Genomic DNA, 16930 nt, shown 5'->3' with positions numbered 1-16930 from the left:
CTCACGCACTCCTGTCGTCATTGCCATTGGGCACATCAGCGCTGAAATCCCCGCATGCGGAGACGTTGTCCATCATGCGAGTCGCCGTGTTCAGAAAGGCCGCGATCTCCTCATCACCGAGATCACCGGCCATGCGCTGGGCCGTCTCCTGTTCCAGCATCTTGACTCGCTCCAGCATGTCACTCCCCGCCGCGGATACCTGCAGCAGCTGACTGCGCCGGTCCTGCGGGTTCTGGTGTCGTGACACCAGCCCGCGGGCCTCCAGCTCGTTCAGGACGCGAGTGACACGCCCCTTGTCCTGCCCGAGCAGCTGCCCGACCTTGTGGGCGGTGCATTCGGGAACCCGGACGATGCTCTTCAACATCCGGATGTGCAGGACAGGCAAGTCGATGCCGTGCTGCTGGATGCCATCGCGGAGCTGCTTGCGATAGACGTGCATCAGACGATGCAGCACTTCATGCAAAGCGGTCGTTGCCATGGTCTTCCATCAGTTGGTTGCTAAAGGGCAACTATATGGGCGATTGGTTGACACTGTCAACAAATATCCAAAGAAGACGTATTCTCATTGGCTCGCCCAACTCAGTCCCGCCTGGCAACTCCACCACCCGGACGCATTTCGCGCGCCATGAGAGGCGTGAATTCAACGACTTGTCCCATGGCCGCCACCCTCAGGAAACTGCTAATGTCGTGACTATCACTTCCGACACTCCACGAGGCATCAATGGCCGAACTCTGCCTGCTGTTTGACTCCGACGGGACTCTGGTAGACAGCGAAGTCCTGCTGGCAGAAGCGCTTGCCAGCACGTTACCCGGCTACGGCCTGCCCTTCATGGCCGCCCAGTATCTGGATCATTTCCGGGGCGTACGTTTTCGCAGCATCGTCGCGGAACTCGAGGCACATCATGGCGCGCTGGCCCCCGAGCGGCTGGATGAGATGGAGGCCCGCATGCGTGCCACCCTCGAGGACCTGATGGCGGCTCGCCTCACGGCCATGCCCGGCATGCCTCAGGCACTGGCGGAGCTCTCCGGCTACCCCTGCGGCGTGGTCACCAACGGGCCGGAACGCAAGGTACGCCTGGCGCTGGATACCACCGGGCTGGCGCGCTTCTTTGACGGCCATATCTTCAGTGCCTACACCCTGGGCGTCTGGAAACCGGACCCACGCCTCTATCGCCTCGCCGCCGAGCAGATGGGGTTCGCGCCGCAGCGCTGCGTGGTGATCGATGATGCCGCCGTCGGCGTGAAAGCCGGGCTGGATGCCGGGATGCATGTCATCCACTTCGCCCACCATGAGGACGGCCTCGGCACGCCCTCCGGGGCACTGAAGATGCGCAGTGCACGCGAGCTTCCGGCGCTGATCAGAGAGATCTCGCAGCGCGTGGCACGCCTCGACCCCTGATCGGCCAGGGCCGGATTCCTGAAGAGCTGATGCACCGCGAACCGGCGCGCAAGACAAGAAAGCCCGCACGGAGGCGGGCAAGGAATGTCGGGACAGGATATTCAGGGCAGGGTCATCTTCCGACAAGGTCAGCTTCAGACAAGGTCACCTTTGGGCAAAGACACGTCCTGCATGCTGCTGCATCAGGGGCGATGGCCCGAGTCAGTCACATGCATTTGCGCAAGGATGCCATCGCGGCGGGCAATGCTCGCACGCTTCTGACGACGCGGCCTTTCGGCCGGCGCTGAGCGCGGAGGCAGAGTTCCGCGTGTGGTCCTGGGGGCTTTCCCGGGACCTTCTGCGAGTCTCTCTCCAGGGCTTTCTTCAGAGCTTTCTTCAGGGCTTTCCAGAGATCTTTCGAGTCATCGAGCGCAAGGCAAGGACGGGCTTCGTCTTGAGTCAGCCATTGATGGTGTTGTTGCTGGTCGCCAGACACTCAATCACTCGAAAGGCGGAGCCTTACACGCTGTCGTTGAGCGCGTGCTCCACTCGAGTTGCAGAAACACTCTTGCCAGCATCATTGGCCTGATAGCGGGCTTTCATCATCCCACCGGCGGCACCGCGCACGCCTTGCAGCGGCTGCTCCAGCGCCTGCTGCACACGCCCTGCCGAGGTGCTCATGCCGGTAGCGGCAAAGACGGCCTGCCGCGTGGACGCCGCGTGGGCGTGACCCGCGATCAAAGGCTCGCTCAAGGCAGCACGTACCCGGGCATCGGAGACGCTATCTTCTGCGTGGCTGAGAGTGCTGACCGCAGTGAGCATGGACAGGCAGACTAGGGGAACCAGACGTTTCATTCAGAGAGACTCCAGGTGGTGTCGAGTGAGCGCCCCAGCGGGAGCGGCACTCGGGTAGAGGACGGCCGAGCCGTCCAATGGTGCTTCGGGCATGGCAGAGGCAACCTCTGCACGCCTTACAGGTTGAACTTCACCAGGGTGACGATGCGTGACAGGCCCTGAGCGGCGGCCAGAGATTCGGCGGTATTGCCTTGCTGATCCGCAATTCCGGGGTCGGCCCCGGCATCGAGCAGATGCCTGATGATGGTTTCCCGCCCGAACAGCGAGGCCATCATCAGCGCCGTCTGGCCACTGGCATTGCGATGATTCACATCACAGTCGGTATTGGCCAACAGCCAGTCTGCCGTCTCGACATGCCCACGGAAGGCCACGCCCATGAAGGCATTGCTGCCTCTTTCATCCACGGCACAGGCGTCCACCCCATACCCCTTGAGCAGGGCCAGAGTGCTGGTATGCCCGTAGTAGGCAGCCATGATGAACGGCGTATAGCCGTGGGATTCCGTGATCGACAGGTCTCCGCCCTGGTCGTGGTAGCGTTCGATGGCGGCGTTGTCGCCCTCACGCGCGGCATCCATGATGTCCATGCCCTCGTCCGCCTGCGCCGGAAGGGCGAGCAGACTCATGACGGCGACGCTGAGCGCGAGCATCAAGGTGACAAGGTTCGTGATGGATTGCCTGATGGGGGCATTCACGGTCAAGGTCATGGGACTCTCTCCTCGAGGTTGGTCCAGAAATCGGTCGGGAAGATGGCAGGGAGGCATTGCCCCCCTGCCCTGTCACGCGACGCGTCAAATCACTTCTGCTGCGCGTCGATCAGCTCCTCGACATCGTCCATGTCCACGTGAGCGACCTTGGCCAGACGCTCGCCGTATTCGTGGTCGGCCTGATAGAAGTAGCTGACCATGATGTTGCGGATCTCGTCGTTCTTGACCTTGCCCAGATCCCCACCCAGCACCTCGATCAGATCATCCTGATCTTCCTCGGAGAAGGAGCGGTACAGCTCCCCGGCCTGAGCGAAATTCTGCTCCTTGCCGATGGGCTGCTGCTGGGTAGTGCCATTGAGGGTGTAACGCTTGTATTCGTACTGGCTGTCATCCACCAGCGAGTCGGCGTTGCGGCTTGGCTGGTAGTTGATGGAGCCGGAACGCGGAGCGGAGTAGCCCGCGCCATCCTGATGATTGTTGTGGACCGCCACCTTGGGGGCGTTGACCGGCAGCTGAGAGTAGTTGGCCCCCAGGCGATAACGCTGGGCATCGGCGTAGGCGAACAGACGCCCCTGCAGCATGCGGTCTTCCGACGGCTCGATGCCCGGTACCAGGTTGGCCGGCGACATGGCCGCCTGCTCGGTTTCCTGGAAGAAGTTGTCCGGGACGCGATTCAGCGTCAGCTCACCGACCTTGCGTGCCGGGATCAGGTCTTGCGGCCACAGCTTGGTGGTATCCAGCGGGTTGAAGTCGAAGCTGTTCAGCTGGCTGGGGTCCAGCGTCTGGATATAGAGATCCCAGACCGGGTCATCGCCTTCGTCGAGATGGGTGTAGAGATCATCCGTCAGGTGATTGAAGTCGGTGGACTGCACCTTGGCGATCTCTTCCGGCGACATGCCATGGTTGCCCTGACGCGACTTCCAGGTGAACTTCACGTATTTCCAGTCACCTTCGCCATTGACGAACTTGAAGGCGTGGACCCCGGAGCCATCCATCTCACGCAGGCTGGCAGGCACACCCAGCGGTGAGTACAGATAGGTCAGCATGTTGGTGCTTTCCGGGATATGGCTGAAGAAATCGAAGTAGCGATTCGGGTCCTGCAGGTTGGTGCGCGGGTCCGGTTTCAGGGCATGGATCATGTCCGGGAACTTCATCGCATCGCGGATGAAGAACACCGGGAAGTTGATGCCGACCATGTCCCAGTTGCCCTGGTCGGTATAGAACTTGACGGCGAAGCCACGCGGGTCGCGCAGAGTCTCGGGCGAGCCCTTGCTGTTGATCACGCTGGAGAAGCGCACGAAGACCGGCGTCACCTGGCCCTTGTCCTGGAAAGGTGCCGCGACGGTCAGGTCGGTCAGATCCGCGGTGGCACGGAACTCACCGTAGGCCCCGATACCGCGCGCGTGAACCACGCGCTCCGGAATGCGCTCACGCTCGAAGTGCCCCAGCTTTTCCAGCAGGTGGTGATCCTGCAGCAATGTCGGGCCATTCGGACCTGCGGTCAGGGAGTCCTGGTTGTTGCCGATCGGCGCACCATTGGAACGTGTCATCACTTCCTGCTGCGCCAGACTGCTTGCAGAAAGCCCCAGCGCCATCACGGCTGTCAGGGTCTTCATGGGAAAACGTACGCTCAGCATCTCGGAAATTCCTCGTCAAATCAGGGAGTAACGAGGCGAGGAGTATTCGCGAGAAGTTCCCATAGCAAAAATAAATAATAGCTAACCCTGAAATAGCGAAAAACTAACACGATGCAGAATCAGCACCAATTACTTCCACTCTCAAGCAAGGACTGTGGCGTGGTTTCCTGTTCGCGGGCCATGCTTGCCGTGTGTGCCTTGAGCCAGATGTCCCGATGACGAGGCTTTCACGCCAGAGGTAAGAATCGCCTGCCTTGAGCGAAAGCTTTCCCATGGCCTGAACGCCAGCAGAGCAGTCCAAGATTGTTGCACCCAGCTATCCAATCCAGGCATACATTCCCGTCATACAAACCAGGCATGCAAACCAGGCATCGCGAAGCCTCAGGCCGTGGCCCATCGTCACCCCGGAGGCGCCCTGATTCGCTCCACTGCCAGAAACGACAACGGCCCCTCATGTTGAGGAGCCATTGTCGTCAAGTCTTGCGACAGATCTTTCAGCGCATCCAGCCACTACGCCTGGCGCTTCGCCTTCTTCGACTTGCGCTGAAACGCCGGCATGTCATCGATGACCAGCACCGGATTCAGCTCTTCCTTGGGGAAGTCATTCTTGAGCCAGCGCAGCATGGAGAGCGCCAGAATCAGCATCACCGGAATCATCGGCAGCGCCACCACGATGGTCGAGGTCTGCACGGTCTGCAGGCCACCCAACTGGATCAGCGCAACCCCGACGGCCGCGATCAGGAAAGCCCAGATCAAGCGGAACGAGCGCTTGGGCTCCTGATACCCGGACAGCTTACGTGAGGTCACCGAGGCCAGCACGTAGGCCGAGCTGTCCAGCGTGGTCGCCAGGAAGATGAAGCACAGCAGGATGAAGGCCACCGTGACCAGCTTGGCATACGGCAGGGTCTGCAGGATGCCTTCCACCGCCAGCGGGATACCGCCGCTATCCAGCAGCGCCTTGATGTCCAGCGCGCCACTGATCTGCAGGTCCAGCGCGTAACCGCCCCATACCGCGAAGAACACCCAGGTGCCCAGCGAGCCGAACACCAGCTCCGCGATGATCAGCTCACGGATGGTACGACCGCGCGAGATACGCGCCACGAACAACCCCACCATCGGCGCGTAGGCGATCCACCAGGCCCAATAGAAGACGGTCCAGTCCTTCCAGAAGGTGGAATCCCCCGCCGGGTCGGTCCACAGACTCATCGGGATGAAGTTGCCCAGGGTCTTGCCGAGGCTGTTGACGAAGCCTTCGACCATGAACTGCGAGTCACCGACGATGAAGGTGAAGGCCAGCAGGAAGATCGCCAGAATCACGTTGATGTCCGACAGAATCTTGATGCCCTTGGCCAGGCCGAACCAGACACTGGCCGAGAACATCGCCGTCCAGATGCACAGTACCGCGACTTCCAGTCCGAAGTTGGCCTCAACGCCCAGGATGCCGCTGACCAGCTGCGAGACCAGCGGGACCGCCAGCCCCAGCGAGGTGCCGACGCCGCCGACGATCCCGAACACGACGATGGAATCCAGCAGCACGCCCCAGGCGCCATCCGCATGGCGGCCCAGCACGCCGCGCGAGGCGACGGACAGACGCACGCCATCACGCTTCTTGACGTACATGGAGTAGGCGATCGGCAGGCCCGGCAGGCAATAGAAGGCCCACGGCGTCAGCCCCCAGTGGAACTGACCGAAGGCCAACGCCCACTCCGCGGCCTCACGACTCTTGGCCGCCACGTGATAGGCCGGCGAGGTGTAATAGTAGATCGGCTCGACCCACGCCCAGTTGACGATCGCGATGCCCATCCCGCAGGTGAAGATCATCGCCACCCAGCTGAAGTAGGAGAAATCGGGCGTGTCCTCTGCCCCACCCAGACGGACGTTGCCGTAGCGGCTGAATGCCAGCCAGATGAGAAATCCGACGACGCTCAGACCGGCCACCAGATACAGCCAGCCGAACTTGCCGGTCGCGAAGGCGAAGGCGGCATTGATCAGCGCGGTGCTGGCATCCGGGAACAGGATGACCGGGCCGATGAAGGCCAGGATGACCAACACGGCGGGAATGAAGACACGGGGGTCCAGATGATCGCCATCACTGGCGGGGGGAACGGCTTCTTGCACGACTACCACCTTAGTGAGAAAGCCCGAGCAAGAGGGGCGAGACGTCGCTCTTGCTCGGGCAGTTCGCTGTGTTCAATAATTTTTCGTAATGAAAAGAGCGCGGTATTATACATTTTTTTATTCCACGCGCATTATACTTTCCCGGCAACCGCGGGGAGCACGAATCGCGACACGGTATTTTCTCATGCATACATGAATTTCATTCATCAAACTTGTGCTGCACACTCCCCCTCCTGCCCTCTCCTTGCGCCTTCCTGGCACCCTTCTCGACAATATTTCCGCCAGACGCGAACAGGCCGCCGACACGTCAATGTCAGCGGCCTGTGGGTCTCAAACGCTCATGAGCGGCGACTGTCACGCATAAGCCAGCACCTGACGCGGCAGTCTTTCCGCCCTTGCATCGCGAGGGTCTCGCCAGCCGATGCGCCACTCTCATGAGCAGAAACCTCAACGTTCACCTCGTGTCACAAGACGCCCAGCGCTTGAGCACTTCTCATGCACCTGGCTCGAGCTGACCCATGCAAGCTCAGAGTCAGATGAGTCGGCCTTGAGCGATCAGCAATGGCTGACGCATTGGGGACATGCAGGGTCTCGTATCAGTCTCCGCCGACAGCAGACGCCAGAATCCAGCCAGCGGCCTTCTCCGCGATCATCAGGGTCGGCGAGTTGGTATTGCCGCTGACGATGGTCGGCATGATGCCGGCATCCGCCACTCGCAACCCCTGGATACCGCGCACTCGCAGGCGGCTGTCGACCACCGCCATCGGGTCATCCGCGCGCCCCATGCGCGTGGTGCCCACCGGATGGAAGATGGTGGTGCCGATATCGCCGGCGAGCCTGGCGAGCTCGTTATCAGTCTGGTACTGGACCCCCGGCTTGATCTCTTCGGGCTGGTAGCGCGCAAAGGCTGGTTGGGAGGCGATGCGCCGCGTGACCCGCAGCGAGTCGGCCGCGACCTTGCGGTCTTCCTCCGTGCTCAGGTAGTTGGGCGCGATGGCCGGGGCCTGGCGCGGGTCGGCGCTCTGCAGACGCACCGAGCCACGGCTGGTGGGGTTGAGATTGCAGACACTCGCCGTGATCGCCGGGAAGGGATGCAAGGGCTGCCCGAAGGCCTCGAGACTCAGCGGCTGGACGTGATACTGGATATTGGGATGGGCGTAGTCCTCGCTGCTGCGCGTGAAGGCCCCCAGCTGCGATGGTGCCATGCTCATCGGTCCGGAACGCTTGAACAGGTACTGCATGCCGATGCCCATCTTGCCCAGCAGCGTGCTGGCCATGGCGTTCAGGGTCTTGGCATTGGTGACCTTGTAGACCGAGCGGATCTGCAGGTGGTCCTGCAGATTCTCGCCAACGCCGGGCAGGTCCTTCACCACCTCGACGCCATGTTGCTCCAGCAATGCCTTGGGCCCGACCCCCGAGACCTGCAGCAGATGCGGCGAGCCGATGGCGCCGGCACACAGCACGACCTCACGCTTCGCTGTGAGATTGATGAGCTTGCCATCACGCACGACCTGCAGCCCGGTGCAGCGCAGACTGGAGGCGTCCTTCACTGCGTCCGCCCCTGTGCCAGCTCCTGTGCCATCCCCTGCGCCCTGCTCGCCGCCCGCGAACAGCAGACGATTGACCTGGGTGGAGTGCCACAGCGTCAGGTTGCCGCGCTTGAGTGCCGGACGCAGAAAGGCCTTGGCCGTATTCCAGCGCCAGCCGGAACGCTGATTGACCTCGAAATAGGCCACCCCTTCGTTGCTGCCACGATTGAAGTCCTCGGTGCGCGGGATGCCGGCCTGTTCGGCGGCACTGGCGAAATCGTCCAGCACCTCCCAGTTGAGGCGCTGCCGCTCGACTCGCCATTCGCCACCGTGACCATGGAACTGGCGATGCTCGGGGCCGGCATCCCCGCCCTCGTCGAGGCGCGCGTGATCCTCATGGCGCATGAAGGCCGGCAGACATTGCTCCCAGCGCCACTCGCTGTCGCCGGTCACCTCGGCCCAGTGGTCATAATCCCGCGCCTGACCGCGCATGTAGATCATGCCGTTGATGCTGGAACAACCCCCCAGCGTCTTGCCGCGCGGATAGATCAGCGAACGTCCGTTGAGCCCCTTGTCCGGCTCGGTGCGGTACAGCCAGTCGGTGCGCGGATTGTTGATGCAGTACAGGTAGCCCACCGGAATGTGGATCCAGTGGTAGTTGTCGCGCCCACCCGCCTCGATGAGCAGCACGCGGTGGTCCGGGTTGGCGCTGAGGCGATTGGCCATCAGGCAGCCGGCGGAACCGGCCCCCACGATGATGAAATCGAATTCCGGCAGATCGTCTCCCGGTTTGACGGGGCGAGCGTCCTGCTCGCCCCCTGGGGATCGATGCGGATTGTTCTTGTTGTCTGACATGGCGCGTCCCTCTCCAGACAGCTGGCGTGTACTTTCCAATGACAGGAATGCAGATGGCGACGATGCTGATGACGCCGGTGCAGATGACCGAAAGTGTGAGCGACTTACTTGGCCGTCGGCTTGGCGACTTACTTGGCCGTCGGCATGGCGAATTCGGCACCGGCATCGATGGAATCCGACCAGCGCTGCATGATGGATTTCTGCTTGGTATAGAAGCGCACCCCCTCTTCACCGTAGGCGTGGGTATCCCCGAACAAGGAGCTCTTCCAGCCACCGAAGCCGTGCCAGGCCATCGGGACCGGAATCGGCACATTGATGCCGACCATGCCCACCTGGATGCGACGCCCGAATTCACGCGCGACACTGCCGCTCTCGGTGAAGCAGCTCACGCCGTTGCCGAATTCATGATCATTGATCAGCTGGATGGCGGTCGCGACGTCCGGCACGCGGACACAGGCCAGCACCGGGCCGAAGATCTCTTCCTTGTAGATGGTCATGTCCGGCGTGACGTGATCGAACAGCGTGCCGCCCATCCAGAAACCTTCAGTGCTGTCGCCGCCGATGTCATTGCCGGTGAACTCACGCCCGTCGACGATCATCTCGGCCCCTTCCGCGACGCCTTTCTCGATATACCCGCAGATACGCTCATGCGCCTGACGGGTGACGATCGGGCCCATCTCGGCGTCCAGATTCATGCCATCCTTGATCTTGAGCTCGCGGGCACGCTCGGCCAGACGCGGCACCAGGGTGTCCGCCACATCGCCCACCATCACCGCCACGCTGATGGCCATGCAGCGCTCACCGGCGGAGCCGTAGGCCGCGCCGATCAGGGCATCCACCGCCTTGTCGAGGTTGGCATCCGGCATCACCACCATATGGTTCTTGGCGCCACCCAGTGCCTGGATGCGCTTGCCGTGACGTGCGCCGCGCTCGTAGATGAGATTGGCGATCGGGGTCGAGCCCACGAAGGACAGTGCGCGCACCTTGGGGTGATCGATCAGCGCCTCGACGGCATCCTTGTCGCCCTGCACCACGTTGAAGACGCCATCCGGCAGGCCCGCCTGCTTGAGCAGGTCCGCCATCATCAGCGAGGCGCTGGGGTCCAGCGGGCTCGGCTTGAGCACGAAGCAGTTGCCTGCCGCGATGGCCACCGGGAACATCCACATCGGCACCATCACCGGGAAGTTGAACGGCGTGATACCGGCGACGACACCCAGCGGCTGGCGCATCGTCCAGTTGTCGATGCCGGTGCTGACCTGGTCGGTGAAGTCACCCTTGAGCAACTGCGGGATACCGCAGGCGAACTCGACGATATCGATGCCACGTGCCACCTCGCCCTGGGCATCGGTGAACACCTTGCCGTGCTCGCGGGTGATCGCCTCCGCCAGCGCGTCCTTGTGCTCGTTGAGTAGCGCAAGGAACTTGAACATCACCCGGGCACGACGAATCGGCGGGGTGTCGGCCCAGGCCGGAAAGGCGGCGTCGGCGGCCGCCACGGCAGCATCGATGTCGCTGTCGCGTGCCAGCGCGACCTGGCCGGTCACCTGGCCGGTGGCGGGATTGAAGACATCCTGTGTGGCGCTGGAGTCACCGTGGGTCACCTGGCCATTGATGAAATGGGCGATGGTCTGCTGGGGCGTGGTCATGGCGTGAATCGTCTCCGCTGGCGTTGTGACTGAAGCGTGCGCGGGGAGCATCCCGGCGGCTCAGCCATAGGGGCTGGTCATAAGGCTGGACATGAGAGCTGCTTATGAGAGCTGAATGCATGAAGGCTGTACCTTGAATCTACCCCGCCGGCCGGAACGTTCAATTGAGTTATTCTTGGGTGCGATATAACGATTGCTGATATCACGAACGCCCCCGAACGCAGACAGCCGCCATCGCTCACCAGCCCAGTCATGGCGGGGTTGCGGGCGAGTGAGAGCGTGGAATGGAATACGGCGGAGGGAATGTTCGGGCGTCATGGCAGCGCTTTCGGTGGCATCGCTAGACCAAAGGGGAATAGGTCATCGGCGGGACGCTGAGACAAGAATGCAGGCGACCTGCTACATGAACCATGTCGCTGTTTATCCTTCGCCCCCTTGCCCAGAGAGCCTTCGATGCAGGATCTGTCCCGTCTTCACGCCTTCGTCACCGTGGCGCGCACCGGTAGCGTGTCACGAGCCGCTGAGGCCTTGCACCTCACCCAGCCTGCCGTCAGCCTCAAGCTCAAACAGCTTCAGGAAAGCCTGGGCCTCTCTCTGTTTGATCGTCACCCCCACGGATTGCAGCTGACCGCCGATGGACAGGCCCTGCTCTCCAGTGCCGAAAGCACGCTGGCCAGTGCCCGCCAGTTCGAGCAGGCTGCCTCTGCCCTGCACAGCACCCTGCGTGGCACCCTGCGCATCGGCACCATCATCGACCCGGAATTCATTCGTCTCGGCAGTTTCCTGCGGCATCTGCTGGCACAGGCACCCGGGATCGAGACGTCTTTGCAACATGGCATGAGTGGATGTGTGCTCAAGGCACTCAAGCAGGATGAGCTGGAAATCGGCTTCTATCTCGCCCCACCGGGAGAAGGGCCGGGCGACAGCGCCCTCGACTACCGGGAATTGGCGCTGTTCGAGTACTACGTGCTGGCACCGGCGGGCTGGTCATCGCGGCTGACCGCGACCGACTGGGCCTCGTTGGCGGCCCTGCCGTGGATCGTCACGCCCCCCAAATCGGTACATTCCCGCCTGCTGGCACATGCCATGCGCGGTGTGGAGGCTACGCTGCATCGCGTCGCCCAGGTGGATCAGGAAGTCTGCATGCTGGACCTGGTACGCGCGGGGGTCGGGCTGTCACTGGCGCGTGATGTGCTGGCGCTGGCCGAGCGGCAGGAGCGGGGGCTCAATATCGTGCCGGACACCCGTCTGCCCTGCGCACTCAGCGTGGTATGGCGCCGTGACAAGGCCGCTGATCCCAGCGTTCAGGCGGCATTGCAGAGCCTGGCCAATGTCTGGCCGGTAGAGTGACCGGTGTCGTGCCAGGTGTTGTGCCAGGTTGTGCCCTTCGAGGGTCACGCCGACCTCTTCTCTCTTCCTTCTTCTTCCTTCCCTCTTTCCTCTGCGCTAAGCGACAAGCTCTTTGCCCTTCTCTCCTCGCCTGCCCTTGCACTCTCACGGCCGCTCCATCTCCCATCCCTGACAGGATTGCCCTGAGCGGGACGCAGCGTTGCCTGTCTCGCCCGTTTTCCCCTGCGCCCACTGTCACAAGATTATCCAAGGGCATGCGTGATATCTGATGTGCCCGAGACTGTGCGGCGTGTCATGCCGGTCACGACCGCCCACGCGACTGACGCAGCTCACATGACTCACACAGCTCACACGACTTACACAGCTACGGCGTACGGCGTCGTCAAGGAGGATGAGATGGTGGCCAAGACCGAGATTCATGCCCAACAGCAGACACTGCCGGGCACGGAGCGCCTGATGGAGCCACAGGCGATCTTCATCCGTGACGACTATCGCGGCAGCGGCAAGCTCGAGAACAAGGTGGCGCTGATCACCGGTGCCGACAGCGGTATCGGTCGCTCCGCCGCCATACATTTCGCGCGCGAAGGTGCCGATGTGGCGGTGATGTATTTAAGCGAAGAAGAGGACGCTCAGGAAACGAAGCGACTCGTGGAAGCGGAGGGGCGCCATTGCCTGTTGATCGCCGGTGACCTGCGCGACGCCGAGTTCTGCCGCGACGCCGTGGCGCAGGTGGTCGAGACCTTCGGCGGGCTCAATGTGCTGGTCAACAACGCCGGCACCCAGTGGGTCAGCGAGGACCTGACCACCCTGGAGGATGTCCAGTGGGAGCAGACCTTCGCCACCAACATGCACAGCATGTTCTACCTGACCAAGGCGGCACTGCCTCACTTGGGAGAAGATGACACCATCATCAATACCACCTCGGTCAATGCCTATATCGGCCCGGAGTTTCTGGTCGATTACACCGCGACCAAGGGCGCCATCGTCAGCTTCACCCGCTCACTGTCCAATCAGGTGGTCGGCCGCGGGATTCGCGTCAACGCCATCGCACCCGGGCCGGTCTGGACACCGCTGCAGCCGGCGACACTCGGCGCGCATGACCCGCAGATGCTGGAAGACTTCGGTGCCGACACCCCGATGGGACGTGCCGCGCAACCCTGTGAACTGGGGCCCTGCTATGTCTTCCTGGCATCACTGGATTCCTCCTTCATCAGCGGCCAGACCCTGCACCCCAATGGCGGCACCGTCGTCAATGGCTGAGCGCTGAAGGCGCACTCGGCCTTTCTGTCCGTGAAAGGCTGTCCGTGAAAGCCGGTTCGTGAAAGTCTCACCCTCCTTAGAAGTCAGAAGCGCATCCTGTTTCGCCAATGGCACGCTCGTTGGCAACCACCGCAACAGGGTGCGCTGACGCCCCTTGTCAGGCGTTAGCACGACGCTATCCTCAGGCGCTGGAATCCCTTATCCTTGAGCCTATACCACGTGTCACGATGCATGATTCATGAGCGACTGACTCACTGACGGCCTCTCATCCCCCTCGATATCCTGTTCGCGAGACTCATGTCAGAGACTTGAGCAGCAGGCTGGAGTATTCCATGATCGACTTCCAGAACAAGGGCGTGTTCAAGCTCAAGCCACACGCCGAATACGCAGAAAAGGTGGAAGCGTTGTTGTGTGAAGGGGAAGAGATTGTCGCGGCCTACAAATCGATGCGTGACGGGGTCATCTTTACCACCAAGCGCGTCATAGCGGTAAATGTGCAGGGCCTTACCGGGAGCAAGAAGGACTTCACCTCGCTCCCTTACAGGAAGATTGACGCCTTCTCGATTGAAACCTCCGGTACCTTCGACCTCGACTCGGAGCTCACGATATTCTCCTCCGCCCTGGGCACCGTCAGATTTGAATTTACCGGGTCTACGCCATTGACCGACATCTCACGACTCATTGCCCGTCATGCGTGTTGAGCCATTTCGCCATCATCGTACTTCTCTACGGACGTGAATGAGACTGCTGATTATGAGTGATACCACCATCCAACAATTCGAAGAAAACATGAAGCGTGAGCTGGAGCGATATGTCCGCTCCTCTACTGCCCCCGCCAGCTCAACCTCTCCCGGCACCTCGCCGCGCGTTCGCCCTGAGGCACCACGCGCCAGAAAGACGACCACTCCGCTCAAGGGGCTCAGAGTGACACTGGGCGTCAAGCAGAAACGTCTGGCACTGGAAGAACCCTTCACGGTGCAGACCGACAGCATCTCCCGGGTGGAAGCGCGCATTCAGGCCGAAAAGGCCGCCCGCAAGGCCGGCTGGAAGATCATCAGTCACGTGATCGACTGGAATGATACCGAGCGCGAACCCGACGCTCGCGGGCGCTAGTAAGCTCGCTTGTGCTCCCGGGGAATGCCCGCAAGCTCCCGGGGCAATTCTGCCTCAATCGGCACGGCCCCCCGCACTAGCTCTTCGGCCTGACAGGCAAGGTAGCTGAAAGTCTTCGGGTATCTGTTACTGCCCCCAAGTTATCGCGACTCAAGTTACTGCCCTCAAGACAATCCGAGAGCCACATTGCTGCCCTATTGCCTTTCACGGCGATGATTGGCGCTGGAGGAAGGCATATGAGTCAACTGCCTGCGCGATGCCTCGCCCCAATACGACAATGCCCCCGTCCTGGCCGCAGGACGGGGGCATTGTCGTATTGAATGGGTCAGATGAGGTCAAATCCCTACCACCTTGCTCCCTCCTGACTGCCAACTGAGCGCAACCTCAAGTTCTAGCGCCGAAAGACGACACTCAGATTGTTGGCCGGCATCTCGACCACCCTGTCGAGCGTCAGGCCGTTACGCTTCGCTTCCTCGATCACGGCTTCCAGATCGCGCACGCCCCATAGTGGGTTGCGGCTCTTGAGCTGGATATCGAAGCCTTCGTTGCTGGGTGCCGTATGCTGACCTTCCCGCTTGTAAGGGCCGTAGAGATACAGCACGCCGCCCACTGGGAGGCGTCGCCCTGCCCGTGCCATCAACTCGGACGTGACGCGCCACGGAGAGATGTGGATCAGGTTGATCGCCACCAGCGCATCGCAGGCCACTTCAGGCCACTCGGCCAGCACATCCAGCGTGATGGGGGCCTTGAGATTGGCCAATCCGACCTCTTCGCGCCAGTCCGCGATCGACTCCAGTGCACGTGGGCTGGCGTCACTGGGCTGCCACTCAAGGTGAGGCAGACCACGCGCGAAATGCACGGCATGCTCGCCGCTGCCACTGGCCAGCTCCAGCACCTGACCACGCTCGGCGAGGACATCACGCAAGACATCGAGAATCACGTCACGATTGCGCTCGACCGCGGGGCTTGCCAGCCGTCGGGAGTTCTCCAGTGCGACATCCTTCTGGGCCGCGTGGCGTGCTGGGTCCTTGGGGTGTTCCGGTAATGCTGACGAGGTCATGCCCTGCTCCATTGACAGACTGAGGCTGGTGATCATACCAAAGCGCCGCACCCCATGGGGCGCGGCGCTTGAAGACATGTAGCAACTCGTTTACGACATGCGGGGAGATCGCAATGGTACGCCTCAGCGTGTCGGGGCCATCGTGCTGCGGGCCCGCCAGAAATCCAGCACTCGCAGGGGGTCCCCCACCTCATGGGCCTTGTGCTGGGCGTTGTGCGCCATGGCACGGGTGGCATCCCGATCACTCAACAGACGCTCCAGCGCCGCCAGCCACTCTGCCGGGTCATCCCCGACCAGCAGGCCGTCGACGCCATCCTCGATCAGCTCATGATAGGGAGCGCGACGACTGTAGACCCCCACCCCGCCCATGCGCGTGATATCGAGAAAACGCCGCCACGACATGTCGTGATTGACCGAATCCGCCATCAAGGGCGCGAGACCGATGGCGATCCGCCGCCGCGAGCAATAGTCCTGGAAAGCCTCCCAGCCCAACGCCTCCATGGACTTGAGACGCGGAATATCACTCAGCGCCAGCGGCAGATGACGCCCCATCATCAACTCCACCTCGGTATCGTCGTGACGCGTCTGGATATCGCGCAGTACCGGTGCCAGCGCCACGATATCGTCGCGATGCGCCAGGGTGCCATGAAAGCCGATGCACCAGTCCTGACTATCGAGATGTCGAAGGTCCGGCAGCGCCCCTGTCAGCGGCGGCGTCAGCAGGCTGACCTTGGGATGCAGGCCCGCCAGAGCAGTCTGCAACTGCTCGCTGACCACCACCACCTCATCCGCCAACGCCAGCAGGCGTTGCTGCAACTCACGTGCCTGCCTCTCGCTTTCCTCCTGAGGCTGCGCGGTGACGAGGTCATGATCCAGCAGATAGCAGATGCGGCCATGCTGCTCGCGGTGAGCCTCCAGCATCTCGATCCACTCCTCACCCAGGGTGCGGGCGATCAGCAGACAGGCACCGCCGAGGCGCGCCTGAGCCAGCCTGGGCGAGAACTTCCAGCGACGCGTCTCGAAACGCTCGACGCGAGTGCCTTCCTTGCGCAAGGCGCCCATGGCGGGCAGGAAGAAATAGATGTCTTCCAGTGCCAGAGCATCATCGCTGAGTACGATCCAGCGTGGGGTTGTCGGGAAGGCGGTCATGACAGTCTCCTTTACACGAGGCATTCATGGTCCCGGCGCGTCTGGCCCGAAGGCCAAAAAGGGAGGCAAGCGCGCGAAAGAGCACACATTGTCTCTGGGACGCTTCCTCTGAGCTTAATGAATTCTGAGCCAGACACCACCCGAATGCTGCCAACATGTAGCGGAGGTAATCAACGTGTTACATGCGTTAGGGCCGCTGACAGCCCTTCCAGCAACGACAAGGCCCACAGGGTAAGCTGTGGGCCTTGACTCATCGATACCTCAAATGTCCGGCCG

At 61.9% G+C, this 16930-nt stretch carries 14 protein-coding genes; 5 read left to right on the top strand and 9 right to left on the bottom strand.

Going from position 1 to position 16930, the window contains the following annotated elements; genetic code table 11:
* Position 1: 1 nt before the first annotated feature.
* Positions 2–478, bottom strand: a complete 477-nt coding sequence (locus tag OW493_RS08560; protein ID WP_289863853.1) for a MarR family winged helix-turn-helix transcriptional regulator — start codon at positions 476–478, stop codon at positions 2–4.
* Between the two features lie 243 nt (positions 479–721).
* On the opposite strand from OW493_RS08560, the gene OW493_RS08555 reads away from it, so the two are divergent.
* Complete coding sequence (locus OW493_RS08555; protein ID WP_289863852.1) at positions 722–1399, top strand: HAD-IA family hydrolase; 678 nt, start codon at positions 722–724, stop codon at positions 1397–1399.
* A 498-nt stretch (positions 1400–1897) separates the two neighbouring features.
* Here OW493_RS08555 and OW493_RS08550 read toward each other — a convergent pair whose 3' ends face one another.
* From OW493_RS08550 to OW493_RS08525, 6 genes are all read right to left on the bottom strand, one after another.
* Positions 1898–2233, bottom strand: a complete 336-nt coding sequence (locus OW493_RS08550; protein WP_141391705.1) for a hypothetical protein — start codon at positions 2231–2233, stop codon at positions 1898–1900.
* A gap of 116 nt (positions 2234–2349) precedes the next feature.
* Positions 2350–2937, bottom strand: a complete 588-nt coding sequence (locus OW493_RS08545; protein ID WP_169477253.1) for an ankyrin repeat domain-containing protein — start codon at positions 2935–2937, stop codon at positions 2350–2352.
* 89 nt (positions 2938–3026) lie between these two features.
* A complete protein-coding gene (locus tag OW493_RS08540; protein WP_279854845.1) occupies positions 3027–4574 on the bottom strand; it encodes a catalase in 1548 nt (515 codons plus the stop codon).
* A gap of 510 nt (positions 4575–5084) precedes the next feature.
* The gene (locus OW493_RS08535; protein WP_289863850.1) at positions 5085–6692 is read right to left on the bottom strand and encodes a BCCT family transporter; all 1608 of its coding nucleotides are present in this window, start codon (positions 6690–6692) and stop codon (positions 5085–5087) included.
* Positions 6693–7288: 596 nt separating this feature from the next.
* Positions 7289–9076 carry a GMC family oxidoreductase N-terminal domain-containing protein gene (locus OW493_RS08530; RefSeq protein ID WP_289863849.1) on the bottom strand — a complete coding sequence of 596 codons (1788 nt, stop codon included), beginning with the start codon at positions 9074–9076 and terminating at the stop codon, positions 7289–7291.
* Positions 9077–9204: 128 nt separating this feature from the next.
* The gene (locus OW493_RS08525; RefSeq protein WP_289863848.1) at positions 9205–10722 is read right to left on the bottom strand and encodes a CoA-acylating methylmalonate-semialdehyde dehydrogenase; all 1518 of its coding nucleotides are present in this window, start codon (positions 10720–10722) and stop codon (positions 9205–9207) included.
* Positions 10723–11175: 453 nt separating this feature from the next.
* Here OW493_RS08525 and OW493_RS08520 point away from each other — a divergent pair, with 453 nt between their 5' ends.
* The 4 genes from OW493_RS08520 to OW493_RS08505 all read left to right on the top strand — a co-directional run bounded on the left by OW493_RS08520 (position 11176) and on the right by OW493_RS08505 (position 14445).
* On the top strand, positions 11176–12072 hold the full coding sequence (locus OW493_RS08520) for a LysR family transcriptional regulator (RefSeq protein ID WP_289863847.1): 897 nt from the start codon (positions 11176–11178) through the stop codon (positions 12070–12072).
* Between the two features lie 396 nt (positions 12073–12468).
* A complete protein-coding gene (locus OW493_RS08515) occupies positions 12469–13332 on the top strand; it encodes an SDR family oxidoreductase (protein ID WP_289863846.1) in 864 nt (287 codons plus the stop codon).
* 332 nt (positions 13333–13664) lie between these two features.
* Positions 13665–14033 (top strand): PH domain-containing protein, encoded by a 369-nt coding sequence (locus OW493_RS08510; protein WP_084208355.1) that lies wholly within the window; start codon positions 13665–13667, stop codon positions 14031–14033.
* A gap of 52 nt (positions 14034–14085) precedes the next feature.
* Positions 14086–14445, top strand: coding sequence for a hypothetical protein (locus tag OW493_RS08505; protein WP_176494182.1), 360 nt, complete (start codon positions 14086–14088; stop codon positions 14443–14445).
* 391 nt (positions 14446–14836) lie between these two features.
* Here OW493_RS08505 and OW493_RS08500 read toward each other — a convergent pair whose 3' ends face one another.
* Together OW493_RS08500 and OW493_RS08495 are read right to left on the bottom strand one after the other, a co-directional pair.
* Positions 14837–15505, bottom strand: a complete 669-nt coding sequence (locus OW493_RS08500; RefSeq protein WP_289863845.1) for a DUF938 domain-containing protein — start codon at positions 15503–15505, stop codon at positions 14837–14839.
* A 123-nt stretch (positions 15506–15628) separates the two neighbouring features.
* Positions 15629–16654, bottom strand: coding sequence for a glycosyltransferase (locus OW493_RS08495; protein WP_167592989.1), 1026 nt, complete (start codon positions 16652–16654; stop codon positions 15629–15631).
* Between the last annotated feature and the right edge of the window lie 276 nt (positions 16655–16930).

This window comes from Cobetia sp. 14N.309.X.WAT.E.A4 (assembly GCF_030397495.1).
GTDB classification, from domain to species: Bacteria; Pseudomonadota; Gammaproteobacteria; order Pseudomonadales; family Halomonadaceae; genus Cobetia; species Cobetia marina.
Note: the sequence above shows the minus strand (reverse complement) of the source record. Positions and strands in the feature narration are given on the sequence as shown.

What these genes read in the sequence shown, in the direction of transcription:
- OW493_RS08515 (WP_289863846.1), top strand. Translation starts at nt 12,469, where the DNA reads ATGGTGGCCAAGACCGAGATTCATGCCCAACAGCAGACACTGCCGGGC.
- OW493_RS08505 (WP_176494182.1), top strand. Translation starts at nt 14,086, where the DNA reads ATGAGTGATACCACCATCCAACAATTCGAAGAAAACATGAAGCGTGAG.
- OW493_RS08495 (WP_167592989.1), bottom strand. Translation starts at nt 16,654, where the DNA reads ATGACCGCCTTCCCGACAACCCCACGCTGGATCGTACTCAGCGATGAT.
- OW493_RS08555 (WP_289863852.1), top strand. Translation starts at nt 722, where the DNA reads ATGGCCGAACTCTGCCTGCTGTTTGACTCCGACGGGACTCTGGTAGAC.
- OW493_RS08510 (WP_084208355.1), top strand. Translation starts at nt 13,665, where the DNA reads ATGATCGACTTCCAGAACAAGGGCGTGTTCAAGCTCAAGCCACACGCC.
- OW493_RS08500 (WP_289863845.1), bottom strand. Translation starts at nt 15,505, where the DNA reads ATGACCTCGTCAGCATTACCGGAACACCCCAAGGACCCAGCACGCCAC.
- OW493_RS08520 (WP_289863847.1), top strand. Translation starts at nt 11,176, where the DNA reads ATGCAGGATCTGTCCCGTCTTCACGCCTTCGTCACCGTGGCGCGCACC.
- OW493_RS08550 (WP_141391705.1), bottom strand. Translation starts at nt 2,233, where the DNA reads ATGAAACGTCTGGTTCCCCTAGTCTGCCTGTCCATGCTCACTGCGGTC.
- OW493_RS08540 (WP_279854845.1), bottom strand. Translation starts at nt 4,574, where the DNA reads ATGCTGAGCGTACGTTTTCCCATGAAGACCCTGACAGCCGTGATGGCG.
- OW493_RS08530 (WP_289863849.1), bottom strand. Translation starts at nt 9,076, where the DNA reads ATGTCAGACAACAAGAACAATCCGCATCGATCCCCAGGGGGCGAGCAG.
- OW493_RS08545 (WP_169477253.1), bottom strand. Translation starts at nt 2,937, where the DNA reads ATGACCTTGACCGTGAATGCCCCCATCAGGCAATCCATCACGAACCTT.
- OW493_RS08525 (WP_289863848.1), bottom strand. Translation starts at nt 10,722, where the DNA reads ATGACCACGCCCCAGCAGACCATCGCCCATTTCATCAATGGCCAGGTG.
- OW493_RS08560 (WP_289863853.1), bottom strand. Translation starts at nt 478, where the DNA reads ATGGCAACGACCGCTTTGCATGAAGTGCTGCATCGTCTGATGCACGTC.